Genomic DNA, 20,922 nt, shown 5'->3' with positions numbered 1-20,922 from the left:
TTCTGCACGTCCACCGTGTGCTCGCCACTCTCTCGTCTGCTCACAGGAATGTGAGGGGTGTTGGAGACGGACGGGACGACTGTAAGCCCAACTGGCGCGCAGCGCATGCCTTCAGGGGCGCGGGGAACTGCGCGAGAAGAGGCCACCGGCCGTCAGTCGGCCGACTACCCGACAGGGGCGCGGGGAACTGCGCGACCAGCCACGACGAAAGTCGCACCCGGGGACGAACCCCGTTACGGCAGGTCCCGGAGCGCGAACCACAGCTCCATGCGGACGTCCGGGTCGTCCAGGTCCGCCGCGATCAGCACCCCGCACTTGGAAATACGCTGCCGCACCGTGTTCCGGTGGACGCCGAGGGCGCTCGCCGTGCGGTCCCAGCTGCCGTGCAGGGAGAGCCAGGTGCGCAGGGTCCGGCGGAGCTCCGGGTGGTCGGCCAGCGCGGTCAGGGCGGGCGGCGCGGTGTCGGCGCGGTGCCGGACCAGCGGGGTGCGCAGGGCCCGGGCACGGGCCAGCGCATGGGCCGCCTGCACCGACGCGGAGCGAAGTTCACCGGACCCGGCAGGCGCCGAGACGCCCAAGGTCCACCCGTCGTGCGCGACGACGTCCAGGTCGGCCGGGACGAGGGCGCGGACCAGGGAGGCGGTGGCGTCGACCAGCGGGGTGCCGAGCGGCGGAACCGGCCGGGTGCCCTGCGGCTGCGCGTGCACCACCCGCCAGCCCCCGGAAGCGTCGAGCAGCCCGGCCGCGTCCCCGGGACCGTCGCCGAGCAGCAGCCGGACCAGCGCCGCCGACCGCCGGACGTCCCCCGACGACCGGTGCTCGCCGTGCAACAGCGAGAGCAGCACGACGGCGACCCCCGCGATGGTGTGGTCGCCGGGCGCCCGGGCCCCGGTGGCGAGGCCGAGCGCCCGCCCGTCGGAGCCGCCGAGCGCGTACGCCGAGAGCTGCACACCGGCCACCTCGTCCGAGGCCGACGCGGGGGTCGGGAAGAGCCGGGCCGTCGCGGGCCGCACCACCCGCAGCAGGTCGCCGAGGGCGGCCTCCGCCGCCTCGGACGGCGGGGTCCCGGCGCGCTGCGGCTCGGTGCCGTCGGGACCGGCGAGGACCGCGAACCCGCCCGTGCGCTGGGCGAGTTGACGCAGCACGGCGGGGACCGGGTCGGGCCGGGCGGCCGCGGTGGCCAGGCCCTGCTGCGCCTCGGTGACCCGGCGCAGTTCGAGATGGCGCACCGCGGTCATCAGGTCCCACAGGGCGCGGCCGACCGCGCTGAACGTGGTCCGCTCCGGCACCTCCACCAGCGCGAGCCGGTGCCGCTCGCACGCCGTGACCAGCGCGGACGGCACCGTGTCGTGCACCGGCGCCACGCCGAACCCCAGGGCCGCGGCGCCCGCCGCGACGATCCGCTCCACATAGCCGTCGTAGTAGGCGTCGGTCCCCGTCTCCTCCGGCGCGTGCACGCCCGCCGTCAGCAGCAGCTCGCCGCCGAGCAGATACGGGTTCGGGTCCGACAGCTCCGAGGTGTGGACCGAGTGGACCGGCACCCCGTCGGCCGGCGGCCCGGTGAGCTGCCGCAGCCCCAGCTCGGTTCGGGCCAGCAGGGCGCTCAGCGGCACGGTGGACAGCGGGGGCACGGCGGACAGCGACGGCACCGACGGGGAGGACATGGTGTGCGTTTCCTCTGGTTCGGACGCGATCAGTAGAGGAAACGTACACTTCAGCGACGCTTTCCAGCCACCTAGTGTCGTCCCGACCGGTGAGTACGGGTACGGGCGGATGTCCCCGTGACGCGAACCGGATCCGTTTCTTTTCCCCGCACGACACGCCACCGAAGTGTGTGAAGGAGGGCTGCCCCATGGCCGTCGACTACATCGTGATCGTCCTCTACCTGGCCGGCATGCTGGCCATGGGCTGGTGGGGCATGCGCCGCGCCAAGTCCAAGAGTGACTTCCTGGTCGCCGGCCGGCGCCTGGGCCCGGCCATGTACTCCGGCACGATGGCCGCCGTCGTCCTCGGCGGCGCCTCCACCATCGGCGGCGTCGGCCTCGGCTACCAGTACGGCCTGTCGGGCGCCTGGATGGTCTTCACCATCGGCCTCGGCATCCTCGCGCTGTCGCTGTTCTTCTCGGCGCGCATCGCCCGCCTGAAGGTCTACACCGTCTCGGAGATGCTCGACCTGCGCTACGGCGGCAGCGCCGGGATGATCTCCGGCATCGTGATGTGGGCGTACACGCTGATGCTCGTGGTCACCTCCACGATCGCGTACGCCACGATCTTCGACGTCCTCTTCGACGTGCCGCGCTGGCTCGCGATCGTCATCGGCGGCTCCATCGTCGTCGCCTACTCGACGCTCGGCGGCATGTGGTCCATCACCATCACCGACATGGTGCAGTTCGTCGTCAAGACGATCGGCGTGCTGCTGATCCTGCTGCCGGTGGCCGTCGTCAAGGCGGGCGGCTTCAGCGAGATGAAGGCCGCGCTGCCCACCTCGTACTTCGACCCGCTGGGCATCGGCGGCGAGACGATCTTCACGTACGTGCTGATCTACACGTTCGGCATGCTCATCGGCCAGGACATCTGGCAGCGCGTGTTCACCGCCCGCAACGACAAGGTGGCCCGCTGGGGCGGCACCGTCTCCGGTGTCTACTGCCTGCTCTACGCGATCGGCGGCGCCGTCATCGGCACCGCGGCCAAGGTCATCTACCCGCAGGGCCTGGGCCAGGCCGACGAGGCGTTCGCCCAGATCGTCAAGGACGAGCTGCCCGTCGGCGTCCGCGGCCTGGTGCTCGCCGCCGCGCTCGCCGCCGTCATGTCGACGTCGTCCGGCGCCCTGATCGCCTGCGCCACCGTCGCCAACAACGACATCTGGAAGCGGCTGCGCGGCGTGAAGCCGGACGCGGCACCCGAGGCCGAGCACGACGAGGTCAAGGGCAACCGGATCTTCATCCTCGGCCTCGGCGTCCTCGCGATCATCACCTCGATCATCCTCAACAACGTCGTCGAGGCGCTGACCGTCGCCTACAACCTGCTCGTCGCCGGCCTCCTCGTGCCGATCCTCGGCGGGCTGATCTGGAAGCGCGGCACCGGAACCGGCGCCCTCGCCTCCGTCGTCGTCGGCGGCCTCTCCGTCATCGGCCTCATGGTGAAGTTCGGCATCCTCGCCAACGAGCCCGTCTACTACGGCCTGTCGGCGTCCCTCGTCGTCTACGTCGTCGTGTCCCTGGCCACCCGGCCGACCGACGCCGCCGTCCTCGCCCACTGGCGCGAGCGGCTCGCCGGACGCGGCGCCGACGCCGAGCCGGCCCCCGTCGCCGTACCGCAGTAACCCCGTAAGAAAGAAGGCATGCGCGCAATGAACAGCTTCGAGACGCCCCGCGTTCCCGCCGGTCCCACCGGTGCTGTCGGTCCGGTCGACTCCTCCCGCATCCCGCGCTACGCGGGCCCGGCGACCTTCGCGCGCCTGCCCCGCCTCGACGAGGTCGCCTCCGCCGACGTCGCCGTCGTGGGCGTCCCCTTCGACACCGGTGTCTCCTACCGGCCGGGCGCCCGCTTCGGCGGCAACGCGATCCGCGAGGCGTCCCGGCTCCTGCGCCCCTACAACCCGGCGCAGGACGCGTCCCCGTTCGCGCTCGCGCAGGTCGTGGACGCCGGTGACGTCGCCGCGAACCCGTTCAACATCAACGAGGCCGTCGAGACGATCGAGGCCGCGGCCGACGGGATCCTCGGCTCCGGCGCCCGCATGATGACCCTCGGCGGCGACCACACCATCGCGCTGCCGCTGCTCAGGAGCGTCGCCAAGAAGCACGGCCCGGTCGCGCTGCTCCACTTCGACGCGCACCTGGACACCTGGGACACGTACTTCGGCGCCGAGTACACGCACGGCACCCCGTTCCGCCGCGCCGTCGAGGAGGGCATCCTCGACACCTCCGCCCTCTCCCACGTCGGCACCCGCGGCCCGCTCTACGGCAAGAGCGACCTCACCGACGACGAGAAGCTCGGCTTCGGCATCGTCACCTCCGCCGACGTCTACCGGCGCGGCGCCGACGAGGTCGCCGACCAGCTGCGCCAGCGCATCGGCGACCGGCCGCTGTACATCTCCATCGACATCGACTGCCTCGACCCGGCCCACGCCCCCGGCACCGGCACCCCGGAGGCGGGCGGCATGACCTCCCGCGAGCTCCTGGAGATCCTGCGCGGTCTGGCATCGTGCAACCTGGTATCGGCGGACGTCGTCGAGGTGGCTCCCGCGTACGACCACGCGGAGATCACCGCCGTCGCGGCCTCGCACACCGCGTACGAGCTGACGACGATCATGGCGCGGCAGATCGCGGCGTCCCGCACGGCCTGACGCAGCACCGGACCACCTCCGGCACCTTCGAGGAGAGAGCCCCGCGATGACCCACGACCACGATCTCGTCCTGCGGCCCACCCCGGCCCAGACCGAAGCGGCCCTCAACCCGCCGCCCGGGCGGACCGGCGGCGACCTGGTCGTGGAGACCCTCGCGGGGCTCGGCGCGTCGACGGTCTTCGGCCTGCCCGGCCAGCACGCCCTCGGCCTCTTCGACGCGCTGCGCCGCTCCGACCTGCGCTACGTGGGCCTGCGCGTCGAGAACAACGCCGGATTCGCGGCGGACGCGTACGGCCGGGTGACCGGCGAGGTGGCGCCGCTGTTCCTGTCCACGGGGCCGGGCGCGCTCACCTCCCTCTCCGCGCTCCAGGAGGCGGCCGCGGCCTCCGCGCCGGTGCTCACGGTCGTCAGCCAGGTGCCGGTGGCCGGGCTCGGCGGCGGCCGGCACGGCTATCTCCACGAGCTGCGCGACCAGCAGGCCGCGTTCCGCGACGTGGTCAAGTCCGTCCACACCGTGCGCACCCAGTCGCAGATCCCGTCCGCGATCGCCGCCGCCTGGGAGTCCGCGCTGAGCGCCCCGCACGGCCCGGTCTACGTGGAGATCCCGCAGGACGTCCTCCTCGCCGAGGCCACCCTGCCCCAGGTCACCGCGGTCGACGCCACCCCGCACGAGCTCGTGCCGCGCCCCGAGCTGACCGCCGTCGCCGCCGACCTCCTCGCGAAGGCCGAGCGGCCCGTGATCATCGCGGGCGGCGGCGTGGTCCGCGCCGACGCGGCGGGCAAGCTGCGCACGCTCGCCGAGAAGGTGAACGCCCCGGTGGTGTGCACCTTCGGCGGCAAGGGCGCCTTCCCCTGGGAGCACCCGCTCTCGCTCCAGTCCTGGATGGAGGACCGGCACGTCACCGACTTCCTGGAGGACGCGGACGTCCTGCTGGTCGTCGGCTCGGGCCTCGGCGAGGTCTCCTCGAACTACCACACGTTCGCGCCGCGCGGCCGGGTGATCCAGATCGAGGCCGACGCGGGCAAGCTGGAGTCCAACCACCCGGCGCTCGGCATCCACGCGGACGCCCGCCTCGCCCTCCAGGCCCTCCTGGAGACCGTCGAGGAGCGGCAGGACGAGAAGGCCCCGGCGCGCGTCACCGAGGTCCTGACCGCCGTACGGGAACGCATCGCGTCGCAGGAACTCACCCTGGAACAGGACGTGTTGGCCTCCGTCCGGGCCGCGCTCCCGCCCAAGGCGCCGTCCTTCTGGGACATGACGATCCTGGCCTACTGGGCCTGGTCGGCCTGGCCGGGCCCGCTGCACTCGGCGCAGGGCGCGGGCGGCCTCGGCTACGGCTTCCCGGCCGCCCTCGGCGCCGCGGTGGCCGACCCGACCACGCCGGTCCTCGCGGTCTCCGGCGACGGCGGCGCCCTGTACTCGATCGCCGAACTCGCCACGGCCAAGCAGGAGTCCCTGAACGTCACCTGGCTGATCGTCGACGACGGCGGCTACGGCATCCTGCGCGAGTACATGAACGACACCTTCGGCCGGGCCACCGCGACCGAGCTGACCCGGCCGGACTACGTGGCCCTCGCCGAGTCCTTCGGCGTCCCGGCCGTGCGCACGACACCGGAGGCGCTCCGGGAGGACCTGGCGGCGGCGCTGGCGGCGCCGGGCCCGCGCGTGGTCGTGCTGCCCGCGCTGCTGCGGATGTTCGCGCCGACGCACCTGGGATAGGGCGTCAGCCGAGCCCGTCCAGGAACTCCGCCACCTTCGCGGTCAGCAGCTCCGGGTTCTCGCCGGGCAGGCCGTGGCCGCCGGGGACGCGCAGCAGGCGGGCGTGTGGGATGCGTTCGGCCAGGTCGAGCTGGTGGTGCGGCGGGACGAGGCGGTCGTCGGCGCTGGACAGCAGCAGCGTCGGCGCGGTGATGTCCGGGAGCAGGGCGGTGAGGTCGACGGCGGTGTCCGTCGCGGTCTGCCGGACGAAGCCGTCCAGGGCGCCCGTGATCAGCTCGGCGAACCCGGCCGCGGCCTGCGCGAAGGTCTCCTCGTCCCAGCCGCGCAGCGTGTCCTTGCCCATCGCGGTGAGCAGGATCAGCCGGGCCAGCGCGTTCGGGTCGCTGCCGGCGAGCTGTTGCCACAGGCCGAACTGGAAGGCCATGTGGGCGTCCGTGCGCACCCAGCCCGCGTGCGCGGTGAGCGAGGCGACCGCGTCCGGGTGCAGGGCGGCCGCCGCCGTCGCGACCACCGCGCCCAGCGAGTGGCCCACGAGGTGGAAACGGTCGAGCCCCGCGTCCCGCGCCGCCGCGACGACGACGGCCACCATGTCGGTCACAGCGACCGGACCGCCCGGGTCACTGGTCTCGCCCGCGCCCTGGAGATTCGGGGCGACGACGGTGTAGCGATCGCTCAACTCGGCCATCAGAGAGGCCCAGTTGCCCTCCGCGGTGGCGCCGGTGCCGTGCACCACGACCAGGCCGGGGCCGCTGCCGGTGACGAGGTAGTGGGCCTTGGTGATACCGCCCGCGGTGGGAACGTCGACGAAGGGCATGCGTGACTCCTGGGTGAGAGGTGCGGGTTGCTGATCAGTGCAGGTCGGCGAGGGCCGCGCGCAGGGCGGCGGTGAAGCGGTCGGCCTGGTCCTGCTGCGCCATGTGGCCCGCGCCGTCGATCACCGTGAGGCGGGCGCCGGGGATCAGGGCGGCGAGTTCGCGGGGCACCGACAGCGGGACCTCCGTGTCGAGTTCGCCGTGCAGGAAGTGGGTGGGCACGCGCAGCCCGGCCACCCGGTCGCGCGGGTCGTAACCGGCCTGGTCGACGACGAGTCCGTCGATGCGGAAGGTCGACTCCAGGAGCTGGCGCACCGTCCAGTCGATCATCGCGGCGCTCGCGCCGGGCCGGTACCAGTGCGGCACGAAGCCGGCGAGCGTCCCCGCCCGGTCGGCGCGCAGGCCGGTGAGCAGCTCGGCCATGGCGTCCTGGAGCCCGGAGAAGTGGTGGACTCCCGCGTCGACCGGGACGATCGCGCCGATCCGGTCGGGGGCCGCGAGAGCCGCCTCGATCGTGAAGGCGCCCGCGATCGACGAGCCGATCAGCACCGGCCGGTCGAGCCCGAGGGCGTCGACGAACGCCAGCACGTCACTGGTGAGTTGGGCGAGCGTGTACCCCTCGGCGGGCCGCTCCGAGCGTCCGCAGCCCCGCCAGTCGAGCGTGATCACACGGTGGTCGGCCATGAGGTCGGCCGCCTGCGCGTCCCACACCCGGCCGCTGGTGCCCCAGCCGTGCAGGAACACCAGCGGGCGGCCCGCGCCCAGGTCCTCGTAGTGGAGGGTGATGCCGTTGACCGTCGTGTACGCCATGAGGAGCTGCCTTCCGGACGCGCTGGGGTGATGGGGTGATTCCAGCGGACGGACGGCCGTCGACCAATGAGTGATCCACTCCTAGACTCATCACGGATCGTGATGGGTGCGGGGTCTGGGGGCGGACGGCGTGGAGCTGCGGCAGGTGAAGTACTTCGTGGCGGTGGCCGAGGAGCTGCACTTCGGGCGGGCCGCCGAACGGCTGCACATCGTGCAGCCCGCGGTCAGCCAGCAAGTGCGGCGTCTGGAGCGGGAGTTCGGCGTCGATCTCTTCGACCGCAGCAGGCGGGCCGTGCGGCTGACCGACGCGGGCCGGGCCCTGCTGCCGCACGCCCGCGCACTGCTCGCGGCCGAGCGGGCGGTGACCGGGGCGATGGACGCCGTGCGCGGCGAGCAGGAGTCGACCCTGCGCGTCGGTACGAGCACGGGGCTCGGCCTGCGCCTGGACGGGGTGCTGAGCGCGCTGTCCGAGCGGGCGCCGAAGCTGCTGGTCGAGCTGGTCAGCGGCCCCACGGCGACCCGGCTCCAGCAGGTGCGCGACGGAGAACTGGACGCCACGTTCGTGCGCGGCGCCGACCGGGCCGCCGGCCTCGAACTGCTGCCGCTGTGGCGGGACGAACTGGTCGCGGCGCTGCCCGCCGCGCATCCCCTCGCAGGGCGGGACCGGGTCGAACTCGCCGACCTGGCGCGGCTGCCGCTGCGGATCGCGTCCCGCGAGAGCAACCCGCATCTGGTCGACACGGTCGTGGACGCGTGCCGGGCGGCGGGGTTCGAGCCGGTCATGGGGCCCGCGTTCACCACGGACCAGGACACCCTGGCCGCGATCGCCGCGGGCCGGGCGAGCTGGACCGTCTACTTCGCCGCGCAGGCCGCGGTGCAGCCCGCGCACCGGATCGCCTTCCGGCCCTTCGCCGGCCCGGCCGGGGCGCCGTCCCTGGCCACGTTTCTGGCGGTGCGCCCCGGCCCGCCGTCGCGCCGCCTCGCCGCACTGCTGAGCGCGTGCGACGAGGCGGCCGACGGGACGCCGTAGCCGCGGCTACCAGATCGACTCGACCCACTCCGGGTGGTCGATGAACGGGTTCCGGTTGTGCTGGTAGGTGTCGTAGATGACCTGGTTGCGCTTCTCCTCGAAGGCGCTCGGCGGGTCCTCGTCGCTCCACTGCTTGAGGACGGAGAGCTTGCCCATGAAGGCGGCGCTGCCGTTGTTGACCTTCTCGTTCGGCTCCAGGTCGGCGAAGCCGTCGCCGCCGTCGTAGCGGACGGCCATGTAGAGGATCATGCGGGCGACGTCGCCCTTGTCCGCGTCGCGCGGCTCGAAGGAGTCGGAGTCGGTGAGGCTGCCGCCGCCGTTCGTGACGGCGCTGCCGCCGTCGTCGAAGTCCTTGTTGCCCCGGACGCTGTTGACCTGGACGTCGGCGGGCCGCAGGTGGTGCAGGTCCGTGCCCGGGCCCGTCGCCTCGCCGAAGTCGCCGTGGGACTTGGCCCAGGTGTGCTCCCGGTTCCAGTCGCCGACGGCGCCGCCGTTGAGGGACTTGGCCCGCGAGACGCCGCTGTACAGCAGGATCACATTGCTGCTGTTGTTCGGGTCCTGGTCGGTGACCTTGAGCGCGTCCCAGACCGCGGAGTACGAGATCTTGCTCTGGCTGCTGATGATCGTGTGCAGCGAGGACTTGAGGCTCGCGCCGGTCTTGCCGATCGCGTTCTTGTAGTACGTCGCGTCGTAGTCGGTGGTCGTCGCGGAGGTGGGGCCCGCGGTGACCAGGGGGAGGGCGACGGCCGTCATCAGTGCGGCGGCGGTGAGCGCGGCGGTGCGTATGGGGATTCCGGGCATGAGGGGTGTCCGTCCGTTCTACGCGGGTTGACTGGAGGCAACCCGCGTAGAGTGACATGGACACGTAGTCTTTGGGTGAACGTTTCGCGTCGATCGTGTGACGCAAATGCGGTCCCTGATGGAGTGTCAGGGACCGCATTGCGTAGGTCAGTTCACGTCCGACGGGTCCAGGCGGTAGAGGGACGAGGACGAGTCGCTCGTCTTCGACGACGACGAACTCTTGCTGTACGCGCTCGCCTTCACCGCCGTGCCGTGCTTCTTCACCCAGGCGGTGACCGCGGAGCTGACGTCGTTGCCGCCGCCCATCCCGCCGCCCATGCCGCTCTCGCCGACCTGGATGTAGTGCAACTGGCCGCTCTTCACCAGCTTCTTGAGCTTGGCGACGGTCATGCCCTTGTCCGAGCCGGTGAAGCCGTACATGGAGATCACGGGCTTCTTGGTGCTGAGGATGATCTGCGCGGCGGACTGCGAATTGGACACCGCCAGCAGCCACTTGGCGCCGTCCTGGTGCTTCTCCAGGTACGCGATCAGGTCGCTGTCGACCGAGCCGCCCATTCCGCCGCCCATGCCGCCACCGCCCATGCCGCCGCCCGTGCGGCCGCCTGAAGCGCCGCCCGGCATTCCGCCGCCACCAGGCATCTCGCCGCCTGCCTGGCCGCCGGGCATCTCACCCCCGCCGGGCATCTCACCCCCACCCGGCATCTCCCCGCCGCCGGGCATCTCCCCGCCACCGTTCGGCGGCGTGAACCCGCCTTCCTGACTGCCCTGACCCTGGCCCTGACCCTGGCCTTGGCCCTCGCCCTGGCCGGGCATGCCACCCTGCTGTTCGCCGCCCTGGCCGGAGCCCTGCTGCCGGTTCCCGCCGGGCATCTCGCCGCCGCCGGGGAAGCCGCCGCCACCGCCGGGCCCGCCCATGCCGTTGCCGGTCGTGGGCCCGGCCGTCGGGTTGGTGCCGCCCATGCCGCCGGCCCCGCCGGACGAGAACGGCTCGGCGAAGGAGTACGCCGCCGGGCCCGCCACGGACGCGACGACCGCCGCCGCCACCGCCACGGCGAACAGCCGCAGCCGGGTGCCCGACGCCGTACGGAACACGAGCAGACCCGCGATGGCGGCCGCCATGACGAGCGCGATCACCGGCCACAGCCACCCGTTCCAGCCGGAGGCCCGCCGCAGCAGCACGACCGCCCAGATCCCGGTGACGCCGAGCGCGACCGGCAGCACCCACGCCCACCGCCGGTCGGCGCGGAAGGCGCGCAGCAGCATCACGCCGCCGCCTCCGCACAGCGCCGCGATGCCGGGGGCGACCGCGGTCGTGTAGTACGGGTGCATGGTGCCCTCGGCCGTCGCGAACGTGACGTAGTGCAGCAGCAGCCAGCCGCCCCACAGCACCAGGGCCGCGCGCGTGAGGTCGGTGCGCGGGGCGCGCCCGCGCAGCACCAGGCCGCCGACGAGGGCGATCACCGCGAACGGGATCAGCCAGGAGATCTGCCCGCCGAGCGTGTCGTTGAAGAGCCGCCCGAGGCCCGCGGTGCCCGCGAAGCTGCCTCCGCCGCCACCGCCCCCGCCGTTGCCCTCGCCGCCGAGGACCCGGCCCAGGCCGTTGTAGCCCATGATCAGGTCCCAGGCGGAGCCGTCCGTGGAGCCACCGATGTAGGGGCGCTCGTCGGCCGGGACGAGGGAGACGGCCGTCGCCCACCAGAAGCTGGAGACCGCGAGGACCACGGCGGCGAGCACCAGGTCGCGGATCTTCCTCGCCCAGCCGAGCCGGGACGCGTACAGGTACACGGCGAAGACGACGGGCAGCGCGATGTAGCCCTGGAGCATCTTGGTGTTGAAGGCCAGGCCGAAGCAGAGGGCCGAGCCGAGCAGCGGCAGGAGCCGGCCGTCGCGGGTGGCGCGCAGCGCGAGGGCCGCGCCGCCCACCATCAGCAGGAGCAGCAGGGTGTCCGGGTTGTTGTCCCGGTTGATCGCGACCGTGATCGGGGTCAGGGCCAGGACCAGCGCGGCGAGCGCGGCGGCCGCGTGGCCCCACACCCGCTTCACGGAGGAGTGCAGGATCCAGATCGTGCCGAGCGCGGCCCCGATCTGCGGCAGCATCATCTGCCAGGTGCCGAAGCCGAGGATCCGGCAGGACAGGCCCATCACCATCAGGGACAGCGGCGGCTTGTCGACGGTCAGGAAGTTGCCCGCGTCGATGGAGCCGAAGAACCAGGCCTTCCAGCTCTGCGTGCCGCTGTAGACGGCGGCGCTGTAGAAGCTGTTCAGGCCGTTGGACGACAGGTTCCAGGCGTACAGCACGGCCGCGAGCGCCAGGATTCCGAGCAGCGCGGGCAGCGACCAGCGCGGGGATCGGTGCGCGGTCGGCGGGGCCGCCGGCGGGGGCGGTGCGGGGGCGTGGGGGAGCGGTTCGGTCGCAGAGGTCACCAGTGAAAGGTGCACGGCGCGGGTGGGCGCGGGCTGTGCCGAAGCTGGGGGCCACCTGTGAAAGCCGGGGCGCGGCCCCCGATTGTTGCGGCGGGATGAAATCGGCCGCCCGCCGCGTTGGCCCTCACGGCACAGCAGCAGGATGGCGAGAGGCGACGGTGTGACGGCGGAGAAACAGGTCGGGCGGGGCTGGGCGAAGCGGCTCGCGGGATACGCCTGGCGCTATCCCAAGGACGTCGTGCTCGCGCTCGGGGCCTCGCTCGGCGGCATGGCCGTCATGGCGCTGGTCCCGCTGATCACGAAGGTGATCATCGACGACGTCATCGGGGACCACACGCGGTCCATGGGCGTGTGGGCGGGCGCGCTGGTCGGCGCGGCCGTCGTCGTCTACGTCCTGGCCTACATCCGCCGCTACTACGGCGGCCGGCTCGCCCTCGACGTCCAGCACGACCTGCGCACCGAGATGTACGGCACGATCACCCGGCTCGACGGGCGGCGGCAGGACGAGCTGTCCACCGGGCAGGTCGTCGGCCGTGCCACCAGCGACCTCCAGCTCATCCAGGGCCTGCTCTTCATGCTCCCGATGACCATCGGGAACTTCCTGCTGTTCCTCATATCTCTGGTGATCATGGCGTGGCTGTCGCTGCCGCTGACCCTGGTCGCGCTCGCCGTCGCCCCCGCCCTGTGGTTCATCGCCAAGCGCAGCCGCTCCAAGCTGCATCCCGCCACCTGGTACGCGCAGGCGCAGGCCGCCGCCGTCGCCGGGGTCGTCGACGGCGCCGTCAGCGGCGTGCGCGTCGTGAAGGGCTTCGGGCAGGAGGACCAGGAGACCGGCAAGCTGCGCGAGGTCGGGCGGCGGCTGTTCGCCGGGCGGCTGCGCACCATCCGGCTGAACTCGAAGTTCACCCCCGCCCTCCAGGCCGTGCCCGCGCTCGGGCAGGTCGCGATGCTGGCCCTGGGCGGCTGGCTCGCGGTGCGCGGGCAGATCACGCTGGGCACGTTCGTCGCCTTCTCCTCGTACCTGTCGCAGCTCGTCGGCCCGGTCCGGATGCTCGCCGTGGTGCTGACCGTCGGACAGCAGGCCCGCGCCGGTGTCGAGCGCGTCCTCGAACTCATCGACACCGAGCCGTCCCTCGTGGACGGCACCAAGGAGCTCCCCGCCGACGCCCCGGCCACCGTCGAGTTCGACGACGTCGCCTTCGAGTACGCGGGCGGCGACCGGCCCGTTCTGGACGGGCTGTCCTTCGAGATCCGGGCCGGGGAGACCCTCGCCGTCGTCGGCTCGTCCGGCTCCGGCAAGTCCACCGTCTCGCTGCTGCTGCCGCGCCTGTACGACGTCACGCGCGGCGCCGTCCTCGTCGGCGGCCACGATGTGCGCGAGCTGAGCCTCGCCTCGCTGCGGGCCGCCATCGGACTCGTACCGGAGGACTCGTTCCTCTTCTCCGACACCGTGCGCGCCAACATCGCCTACGGGGTGCCGGACGCCACCGACGAGCAGATCGAGGCCGCCGCGCGCGCCGCGCAGGCCGACCGGTTCATCGCCGAGCTGCCCGCCGGGTACGACACCAAGGTCGGTGAGCACGGGCTGACCCTCTCCGGCGGCCAGCGCCAGCGCGTCGCGCTCGCCCGCGCCATCCTCACCGACCCGCGCCTGCTGGTCCTCGACGACGCCACGTCCGCCGTGGACGCCCGCGTCGAGCACGAGATCCACGAGGCGCTCAAGCAGGTGATGGCGGGCCGCACCACCCTGCTCATCGCGCACCGCCGCTCCACCCTGAACCTCGCGGACCGCATCGCCGTCCTCGACGGCGGCAGGCTCGCCGCCATCGGCACGCACGAGGAGCTGGAGGCCGACTCGCCGCTCTACCGGCGGCTGCTCACCGACCCCGACGGGCTCGGCGGAGTGTCGCCGGGGCACACGCTGCCCACGGCCCCCGCCGAGGACACCTCGGTCCGCGACGAGCTGGACGCCGAGTTCGACGCCGAGCGCGGGGTCACCCCCAGGCTGTGGACGGGGGACCGCGAGCCGAAGGACTCCGCGTTGTCCGGGATGCCCGCCACCCCTGAGCTTCTGGCGCAGGTGGACGCGCTGCCGCCCGCCGACGACACCCCCGACATCGACGAGGCGCGGGCCGTCACGCCCGAGGACTCCTACGGTCTGCGCAGGCTGCTGCGCGGCTTCGGTCCCGTGCTGCTGATCAGCCTGGGCCTGGTCGCCGTCGACGCGGGCGTCGGACTGCTGCTCCCCATCCTCATCCGGCACGGCATCGACGAAGGGGTCAGCCAGCTGGCGCTCGGCGCCGTCTGGGCGGCGTCCGCGCTGGCCCTCGTCGCCGTGCTCGTGCAGTGGGCCGCGCAGATCGGCGAGACCCGGATGACCGGCCGCACCGGCGAGCGGGTGCTGTACTCGCTCCGGCTGAAGATCTTCGCCCAGCTCCAGCGGCTCGGGCTCGACTACTACGAGAAGGAGCTGACCGGCCGGATCATGACCCGGATGACGACGGACGTCGACGCGCTGTCGACGTTCCTTCAGACGGGCCTGGTCACCGCGTTCGTCTCCGTCGTCACCTTCTTCGGGATCATGGTCGCGCTGCTCGTCATCGACCTGCAGCTCGCCCTCGTCGTCTTCGTGACGCTGCCGCCGCTGATCGTCGGCACGTTCTTCTTCCGCCGCTCCAGCGTCAAGGCGTACGAGCTGGCGCGCGAGCGGGTCTCCGTCGTCAACGCCGACCTCCAGGAGACCGTCGCCGGGCTGCGCATCGTGCAGGCCTTCCGGCGCGAGAAGGACGGCCGTGAGAGGTTCGCGGCGGGCAGCGACAGCTACCGCAGCGCGCGGATCCGCGGCCAGTGGCTGATCTCCGTCTACTTCCCGTTCGTGCAGCTGCTGTCCTCGGTGGCGGCCGCCGCCGTGCTGATGGTGGGCGCGCACCGGGTGGACGCGGGCACGCTGACGACCGGCGCGCTCGTCGCGTACCTCCTCTACATCGACCTGTTCTTCGCGCCCGTGCAGCAGCTCTCCCAGGTCTTCGACGGCTACCAGCAGGCCACCGTCTCGCTGGGCCGCATCCAGGAACTGCTGCGCGAGCCGACCTCCACGAAGGGCGCCGCCGAGCCGCTGGACGTGCTGTCCCTGCGCGGCGAGATCGCCTTCGAGGACGTCGACTTCGCGTACGGCACGGACGAGGTGGCCCTGAGCGGCGTACGGCTGCGCATCCCCGCGGGCCAGACCGTCGCGTTCGTCGGCGAGACCGGCGCGGGCAAGTCGACCCTGGTCAAGCTGGTCGCCCGGTTCTACGACCCGACCGGCGGCCGGGTCACCGCCGACGGCACCGATCTGCGCGATCTCGACCTGACCGCGTACCGGCACCGGCTCGGCGTCGTCCCGCAGGAGGCGTACCTCTTCCCCGGCACGATCCGCGACGCCATCGCGTACGGGCGCCCCGGGGCGACGGACGCCGAGGTGGAGGCGGCGGCCCGGACGGTCGGCGCGCACGAGATGATCGCGACCCTCGACGGCGGCTACCTGCACGAGGTCGCCGAGCGCGGCCGCAACCTCTCGGCGGGCCAGCGCCAGCTGATCGCCCTGGCCCGCGCCGAACTCGTCGACCCCGACATCCTGCTGCTCGACGAGGCCACCGCGGCCCTCGACCTCGCCACCGAGGCCCAGGTCAACCAGGCCACCGAGCGCCTCGCCGGGCGGCGCACGACCCTGGTCGTCGCCCACCGGCTGACCACGGCGGCCCGCGCCGACCGGGTCGTGGTGATGGACCACGGCCGGGTCGTGGAGGACGGTACGCACGACGAGCTGCTGGCCCTCGACGGCGTCTACGCGCGGCTGTGGCGCACCTTCATCGGCGAGGACGACGCGGCGGACGCGGTCGGCGTGCGCGGGTGAGGAATCGGAGGACCTGCGGCTTTCGCGCAACCGTGCGACCCCTGCGCCGCGTCCGTTCATCAGTACGCTGATGCCGATGTGACGGGAGGGACGTCTGGTGCGAAGAGACGGAGAGGCGGGCGCCGGCATACGCCGCGGGCCGCGCCGCCCGGCCGCGTTCCTGCTGGCCGCGCTGGTCGGCTCGGGTCTGCTGGTCCTCGGCGGTCCGGCCGTCGGCAGCGCGCACGCGGCCGCGCTCTGCTCCGGGCACAAGGTCCGCACCCTCTCCTTCGCCACCGGTAAAACGGTCGTCTACAAGAACAACGGCTACGTCTGCGCCGTCACCTATCCCAAGCGCGGCGGCACCCGCCAGTACATGTCGGTCGGCGTCCAGGCACGCGGCAACCGCCAGGTCGTCGACGCGGGCCGCTTCACCCATCACGCGGGACCGGTCACCGTGCACGCCGGGCACCGCTGCGTCCGGGTGACGGGGAAGGTGGGCTCCCGGTCGATCGCCACGGGCTGGATCCTGTGCTGAGCCGGTTCTGCTGAGCGGACACCAAGTCCCTCTGGTGGTACGCGCATCGCTCCGATAGTTTCCGGGGCGCTGTTGTACTCGCGTCACCAGGGGAGTGTGTATGCGCAAGGTGCTCAGATGGCTGCTGTCGCTCGTCGTGCTGATAGGCACGGTGGCCGCGGCCGGCACGACGACGGCCACCGCCGCCGCGGACGCCACCGACATCAAGGACCGGCTGCTCGCCGTACCCGGCATCAGCCTCGTCGAGGAGAAGCCGTACGACGGGTACCGCTACTTCGTCCTGAACTTCACCCAGCCCGTCGACCACAAGCACCCGTCCAAGGGCACGTTCCAGCAGCGGATCACCGTGCTGCACAAGGACGTCAGCCGCCCGACGGTCATGTTCACCAGCGGCTACAACGTCTCCACGACCCCGTCGCGCAGCGAGCCGACCCGGATCGTCGACGGCAACCAGGTCTCCGTCGAGTACCGCTTCTTCACCCCGTCCCGGCCGCAGCCCGCCGACTGGTCCAAGCTGGACATCTGGCAGGCTGCCAGCGACCAGCACGCCATCTACCGGGCCCTCAAGCCGGTCTACGGCGCCAACTGGCTGACCACGGGCGGCTCGAAGGGCGGCATGACCGCCACGTACTACGAGCGTTTCTACCCGCGCGACATGGACGGCGTCGTCGCCTACGTCGCCCCGAACGACGTCGTGAACGACGAGGACTCGGCCTACGACCGCTTCCTCGCGTCCGTCGGCCCCAAGGACTGCCGCGTCGCCCTCCAGAAGATCCAGCGCGAGACGCTGGTGCGCCGTACCGCCCTGGAGAAGAAGTACGCGGACTACCTCGCCGCCAACAACTACACCGTGAACACGGTCGGTTCGCTGGACAAGGCGTACGAGGCGACCGTCCTCGACCTCGTCTGGGGCTTCTGGCAGTACCAGCCCGAATCGGCCTGCGCGGACGTCCCGGACGCGGCCACCGTCTCCGACCAGGCCCTCTTCGACTACGTCGACGCCGTCGGCGGCTGGTCGTCCTACGCCGACCAGGGCCTGGAGCGGTACACGCCGTACTACTACCAGGCGGGCACCCAGCTCGGTTCGCCCGACATCAAGCAGCCCTGGCTCGGCAAGCTGAGCCGCTACGGCTACCAGCCGCCGCGCAACTTCGTGCCGCGCTCCATCCCCATGAAGTTCGACAAGCGGGCCATGCCCGACGTGGACGGCTGGGTGCGCCACCACGCCACGCGCATGCTGTACGTGTACGGCGACAACGACCCGTGGGGCGCCGAGCGCTTCCGGCTCGGCAAGGGCGCGAAGGACTCGTACGTGCTGACCGCGCCGCACGCCAACCACGGCGCGAACGTCGCCGCGCTGACCGCGGGCGACAAGGAACTCGCCACCCAGCGGATCCTCGCGTGGGCCGGACTCTCCGGTTCGACGGCCAAGGCGCCGCACGACGCGAAGCTGGACCGGATCGACCCGGCCCGGGAGCTGACGCTCCGGCCGTGACCCGGCCGACGCCGTGACGGGGCGGCGGCCCTCCGCCGCCGCCCCGTCACAGCCGCACCGCGCACCCCACCGGATCGCCGCCGCCCAGGGTCACGTACAGCACCGTCGACGGCGGACACCGGTCGCGCGCCCGCACCGCCGACCGCACCCGGTACTGCGGCACGCGCTCGCCCGAGCCGTCGCAGGCCGTCTCCCGGACCTGGCCCTCGCCCGCCGCGTACACACAGTCGCCGACGACGGTGCGCGGCCCGCCCCCGCCGCCCGGGTCACCGGGGTGCGGGGGCTCCAGATTGCGCATGCAGGCGTAACCCCGGGCCGGGGCGGGCCGGTTCTCGCTGATGTGCAGCACGAAGTCGGTGCCGGCCGGGCAGGCCGGGCCGCCGGACGTGCCGCCGTCGTGACGGGCGAGCACCCGGGCGACGGCGCTCTCGCTGCGGCACGGCACCTCGCCGAACGAGGTCCGCCCCCGCGCACCGCACTCGTCCACCGCCAGGAAGACCGCCCCGTACCCGGACGGCGACGGTGCCACCCGCGTCGAAGGGGAGTTCGCCGCGTCGTCCGCCGCGCTCTGACAGCCGGCCAGCGCGAGTGCCACCAGCACCGCGCACCCCGCTTCCACCGCTCGCCCACGCATGACAGCCCCCCGGGTATGCCCGCCAAGCCTGGCCCGCGGACGCGGAGCACGCCAGAGACGCAGAGGGCTTTTCGCCCGATCGGGGGTGGTACGCCGGTAGTGCGGTCGTACGTCCCGTACGGACAGGGGGGTACGGAGCCGTCCCTGTCCGTACGGCGGGCCGGTACGACCGTGCGTCAGTACCGCAGCCCGTACCCGATCGGATAGAGCACCCGCGTCGGGTCGTCGGCCCGCTGCACCGGGACCGGCAGCCTGCCCCGCGGCTTGGCCGCACCCGTCAACACCCGTACAGCGGCCCGCAGTTCGACGTCGATCCACGAATACGCGGCCACGTGCGCGGCGGCGGCGCCGAGCTGGGCGACGTCGTAGGGATTGCGCAGGGACAGGGTGACGACCGGGACGCCGGTGGCGGCGACCGCGTTCACCAGCTTCTGCTGGGCGCTGCCCGCGGCCACGTTGTACGTGCCGATGACGACGGCGTCCCGGCCGGCCGCCGCGGCGACGGCCTGGTCGATCACGGCCTGGCTCGGGGCCGTGCCGGTCGCCAGCACCGTGGCGGAGAAGCCGCGTTCGGTGAGGGCGGCGCCGATCACCGTGGTCGGCGGCCCGTCGCTGAGCGAGGGCGAGGCCGGGTTGGCGCCGAGGACGAGGACGTTCTTGTGGGTGCGGCGGGAGAGCGGGAGCAGCCGCTCCTTGTTCACCAGGAGCGTCGTGGTGCGCTCGGCGATCCGGTCGGCGGCGGCCAGGTGCGCGCGGGTCCCGACGGTGCGGTCGACGTCGCCGTGCGAGACGTAGAGACTCTTGGAATCCTTGAAGAGCCCCAGCTTCGCCTTCAGGCGCAGGACGCGCAGGATCGATTCGTCGAGCCGGGCCTCCGTCAGCTCGCCGCTCTTCACGGCGGTCAGGACCGCGTTCCAGGAGACGTCCAGGGTGGGCGGGTTGAGGAGCTGGTCGACACCGGCCTGGAGCGCGAGCACGGGCACACGGGCGTCGCCGTACTTGGTCCGTACGCCCTCCATGCCGAGCGAGTCGGTGATGACGACGCCGTCGTAGCCGAGCTGTTCGCGCAGGATGCCGGTGAGGATCGGACGGGAGAGCGTCGCCGGGTCCTCGGCCGGGTCCAGGGCCGGTACGACGATGTGGGCCGTCATGATCGAGTCGATGCCGGCGGCTATCGCGGCCTCGAACGACGGCCTGTCCAGCTGCTCCCACTGCTCCCGCGTGTGCGTGATGACCGGCAGGCCGGTGTGCGAGTCGGTGGCGGTGTCGCCGTGTCCGGGGAAGTGCTTGGCCGTCGAGGCGATGTGCGCCGACTGGTAGCCCTTGACCTGGGCGGCGACCATCCCGGCGACGGCGTCGGGGTCGGCGCCGAAGGACCGGACGCCGATGACCGGGTTGGCCGGGTTGACGTTGACGTCCGCGTCGGGCGCGTAGTCCTGCACGATGCCGAGCGCGCGCAGTTCGGCGCCGGCGATCTGGCCCGCCTTGCGCGCGTCGGCGTGGCTGCCGCCCGCGCCGAGCGCCATCGCGCCGGGGAGCAGGGTGGCGGGCTTGCCGACCCGGCACACGATGCCGTGCTCCTGGTCGGTGGCGATCAGCAGCGGTATTCGGGAGGGCTGGCGCTGTCCGGCGCGCTGGATGCCGTTGCTGAGGTCGGCTATCTGGTGCGGGTCGCGGACGTTGTGCGCCCACTGGAAGTAGATGATGCCGCCGAGCTTGTACTTGTCGATCAGCTCGTCGGCCGTGCGCACCCCGATCTCTTTGAGGTTCGCGTCGATGTCGGCCTGGTCCGGGGCGTCGGCCGAGTGTCCGTACACCCGCATCACGAAGAGCTGGCCGACCTTCTCCTCCAGGGTCATCCCGGAGATGATCTTCTTGAGGGTCTTGTCGGAGGGGCCTGCGGACGCCTGGGCGGGTGCGGCGCTCAGGGCTGTCGCGGCGACACCCGCGGTGGTGGCGGCGAGCAGCGTACGTCTGGAGAGGTGGTGCACTTGCGCTCCTTCCGGAGGGAGGGCGGCGGGCACTTGCACGGGACTGAAGGAAACTTCCGCGCGCTATGAATATGGGGAAAGTTTCTGCCAGTCAAGGGTGTGGGTGTGAAGAGGGGCCGTCACCGGCGCGGTTGGAGGGGGGTGCGCCGGTGACGGCTTGCTGCCGGCCGCGTGTGCGGCGGAGAGGGTGGTCAGCGGTCGCAGCCAGCAGCGAGGCCGACACCGCACTGCGGAGACTCACCGGCAGCTTGCCCGTTTGACGCCCGCGCCCGCGCCCGGGTTCCCCCCTTTCGGGGGTTCCGGGAAGTTGGTGCGGGGGGTGTTTGTGGGGCTGTCGTTCGGCTGCGGCCCGGTGGGGGCTGGTCGCGCAGTTCCCCGCGCCCCTGAAACGAGCTCCGCTCGCCCAGGGGAGACTGCGCGCAGCGCAGCCTTAAGGGGCGCGGGGAAC

The 20,922-nt window shown here is 72.5% G+C and carries 14 protein-coding genes; 7 read left to right on the top strand and 7 right to left on the bottom strand.

The annotated features are described in order from the left end of the window. Nucleotides 1-233 precede the first annotated feature (233 nt). Nucleotides 234-1,664: a helix-turn-helix domain-containing protein gene (locus tag ABZ930_RS39520; protein ID WP_361559762.1), complete on the bottom strand. Its 1,431-nt coding sequence runs from the start codon at nt 1,662-1,664 to the stop codon at nt 234-236. Nucleotides 1,665-1,852: 188 nt separating this feature from the next. Between ABZ930_RS39520 and ABZ930_RS39515 the strand changes: the two genes are divergently transcribed. From ABZ930_RS39515 to ABZ930_RS39505, 3 genes are read left to right on the top strand one after another with little or no spacing between them, the layout of a single operon-like run. Then, nucleotides 1,853-3,322, top strand: coding sequence for a sodium:solute symporter (locus ABZ930_RS39515; protein ID WP_361559759.1), 1,470 nt, complete (start codon nt 1,853-1,855; stop codon nt 3,320-3,322). Nucleotides 3,323-3,349: 27 nt separating this feature from the next. Continuing rightward, nucleotides 3,350-4,345 (top strand): agmatinase, encoded by a 996-nt coding sequence (speB, locus tag ABZ930_RS39510; RefSeq protein WP_361559771.1) that lies wholly within the window; start codon nt 3,350-3,352, stop codon nt 4,343-4,345. Nucleotides 4,346-4,391: 46 nt separating this feature from the next. Continuing rightward, nucleotides 4,392-6,065, top strand: coding sequence for a thiamine pyrophosphate-binding protein (locus ABZ930_RS39505; protein ID WP_361559756.1), 1,674 nt, complete (start codon nt 4,392-4,394; stop codon nt 6,063-6,065). 4 nt (nt 6,066-6,069) lie between these two features. Here the strand turns inward: ABZ930_RS39505 and ABZ930_RS39500 are convergent, their stop codons facing one another. Both ABZ930_RS39500 and ABZ930_RS39495 read right to left on the bottom strand, forming a co-directional pair. After that, nucleotides 6,070-6,879 carry an alpha/beta hydrolase gene (locus tag ABZ930_RS39500; RefSeq protein ID WP_361559753.1) on the bottom strand — a complete coding sequence of 270 codons (810 nt, stop codon included), beginning with the start codon at nt 6,877-6,879 and terminating at the stop codon, nt 6,070-6,072. A 34-nt stretch (nt 6,880-6,913) separates the two neighbouring features. Next, the gene (locus ABZ930_RS39495; protein WP_361559750.1) at nt 6,914-7,687 is read right to left on the bottom strand and encodes an alpha/beta hydrolase; all 774 of its coding nucleotides are present in this window, start codon (nt 7,685-7,687) and stop codon (nt 6,914-6,916) included. Between the two features lie 130 nt (nt 7,688-7,817). Here ABZ930_RS39495 and ABZ930_RS39490 point away from each other — a divergent pair, with 130 nt between their 5' ends. Continuing rightward, nucleotides 7,818-8,717, top strand: a complete 900-nt coding sequence (locus tag ABZ930_RS39490) for a LysR family transcriptional regulator (protein ID WP_361559768.1) — start codon at nt 7,818-7,820, stop codon at nt 8,715-8,717. A 6-nt stretch (nt 8,718-8,723) separates the two neighbouring features. Here the strand turns inward: ABZ930_RS39490 and ABZ930_RS39485 are convergent, their stop codons facing one another. Together ABZ930_RS39485 and ABZ930_RS39480 are read right to left on the bottom strand one after the other, a co-directional pair. Next, the gene (locus ABZ930_RS39485; RefSeq protein WP_361559747.1) at nt 8,724-9,518 is read right to left on the bottom strand and encodes an endonuclease; all 795 of its coding nucleotides are present in this window, start codon (nt 9,516-9,518) and stop codon (nt 8,724-8,726) included. A 147-nt stretch (nt 9,519-9,665) separates the two neighbouring features. Further along, nucleotides 9,666-11,942, bottom strand: a complete 2,277-nt coding sequence (locus tag ABZ930_RS39480) for a glycosyltransferase family 39 protein (protein WP_361559744.1) — start codon at nt 11,940-11,942, stop codon at nt 9,666-9,668. Between the two features lie 160 nt (nt 11,943-12,102). On the opposite strand from ABZ930_RS39480, the gene ABZ930_RS39475 reads away from it, so the two are divergent. The 3 genes from ABZ930_RS39475 (at nt 12,103) to ABZ930_RS39465 (ending at nt 17,849) form a co-directional block, all read left to right on the top strand. Further along, entirely contained in the window at nt 12,103-15,837 is a 3,735-nt protein-coding gene (locus ABZ930_RS39475; RefSeq protein ID WP_361559741.1) for an ABC transporter ATP-binding protein, read from the top strand. Nucleotides 15,838-15,997: 160 nt separating this feature from the next. Continuing rightward, entirely contained in the window at nt 15,998-16,354 is a 357-nt protein-coding gene (locus tag ABZ930_RS39470) for a hypothetical protein (RefSeq protein WP_361559765.1), read from the top strand. A gap of 100 nt (nt 16,355-16,454) precedes the next feature. Continuing rightward, the gene (locus tag ABZ930_RS39465; RefSeq protein ID WP_361559738.1) at nt 16,455-17,849 is read left to right on the top strand and encodes an aminopeptidase; all 1,395 of its coding nucleotides are present in this window, start codon (nt 16,455-16,457) and stop codon (nt 17,847-17,849) included. Between the two features lie 46 nt (nt 17,850-17,895). On the opposite strand, the gene ABZ930_RS39460 is transcribed toward ABZ930_RS39465, so the two are convergent. Continuing rightward, the gene (locus tag ABZ930_RS39460) at nt 17,896-18,483 is read right to left on the bottom strand and encodes a hypothetical protein (RefSeq protein ID WP_361559735.1); all 588 of its coding nucleotides are present in this window, start codon (nt 18,481-18,483) and stop codon (nt 17,896-17,898) included. Between the two features lie 176 nt (nt 18,484-18,659). After that, nucleotides 18,660-20,474 (bottom strand): glycoside hydrolase family 3 N-terminal domain-containing protein, encoded by a 1,815-nt coding sequence (locus ABZ930_RS39455; protein WP_361559732.1) that lies wholly within the window; start codon nt 20,472-20,474, stop codon nt 18,660-18,662. Between the last annotated feature and the right edge of the window lie 448 nt (nt 20,475-20,922).

Origin of the sequence: Streptomyces sp. NPDC046716 (assembly GCF_040645755.1) — a bacterium.
In the GTDB taxonomy this organism is placed as follows: Bacteria; Actinomycetota; Actinomycetes; order Streptomycetales; family Streptomycetaceae; genus Streptomyces.
This window is presented reverse-complemented; position numbering and strand designations above follow the sequence as displayed.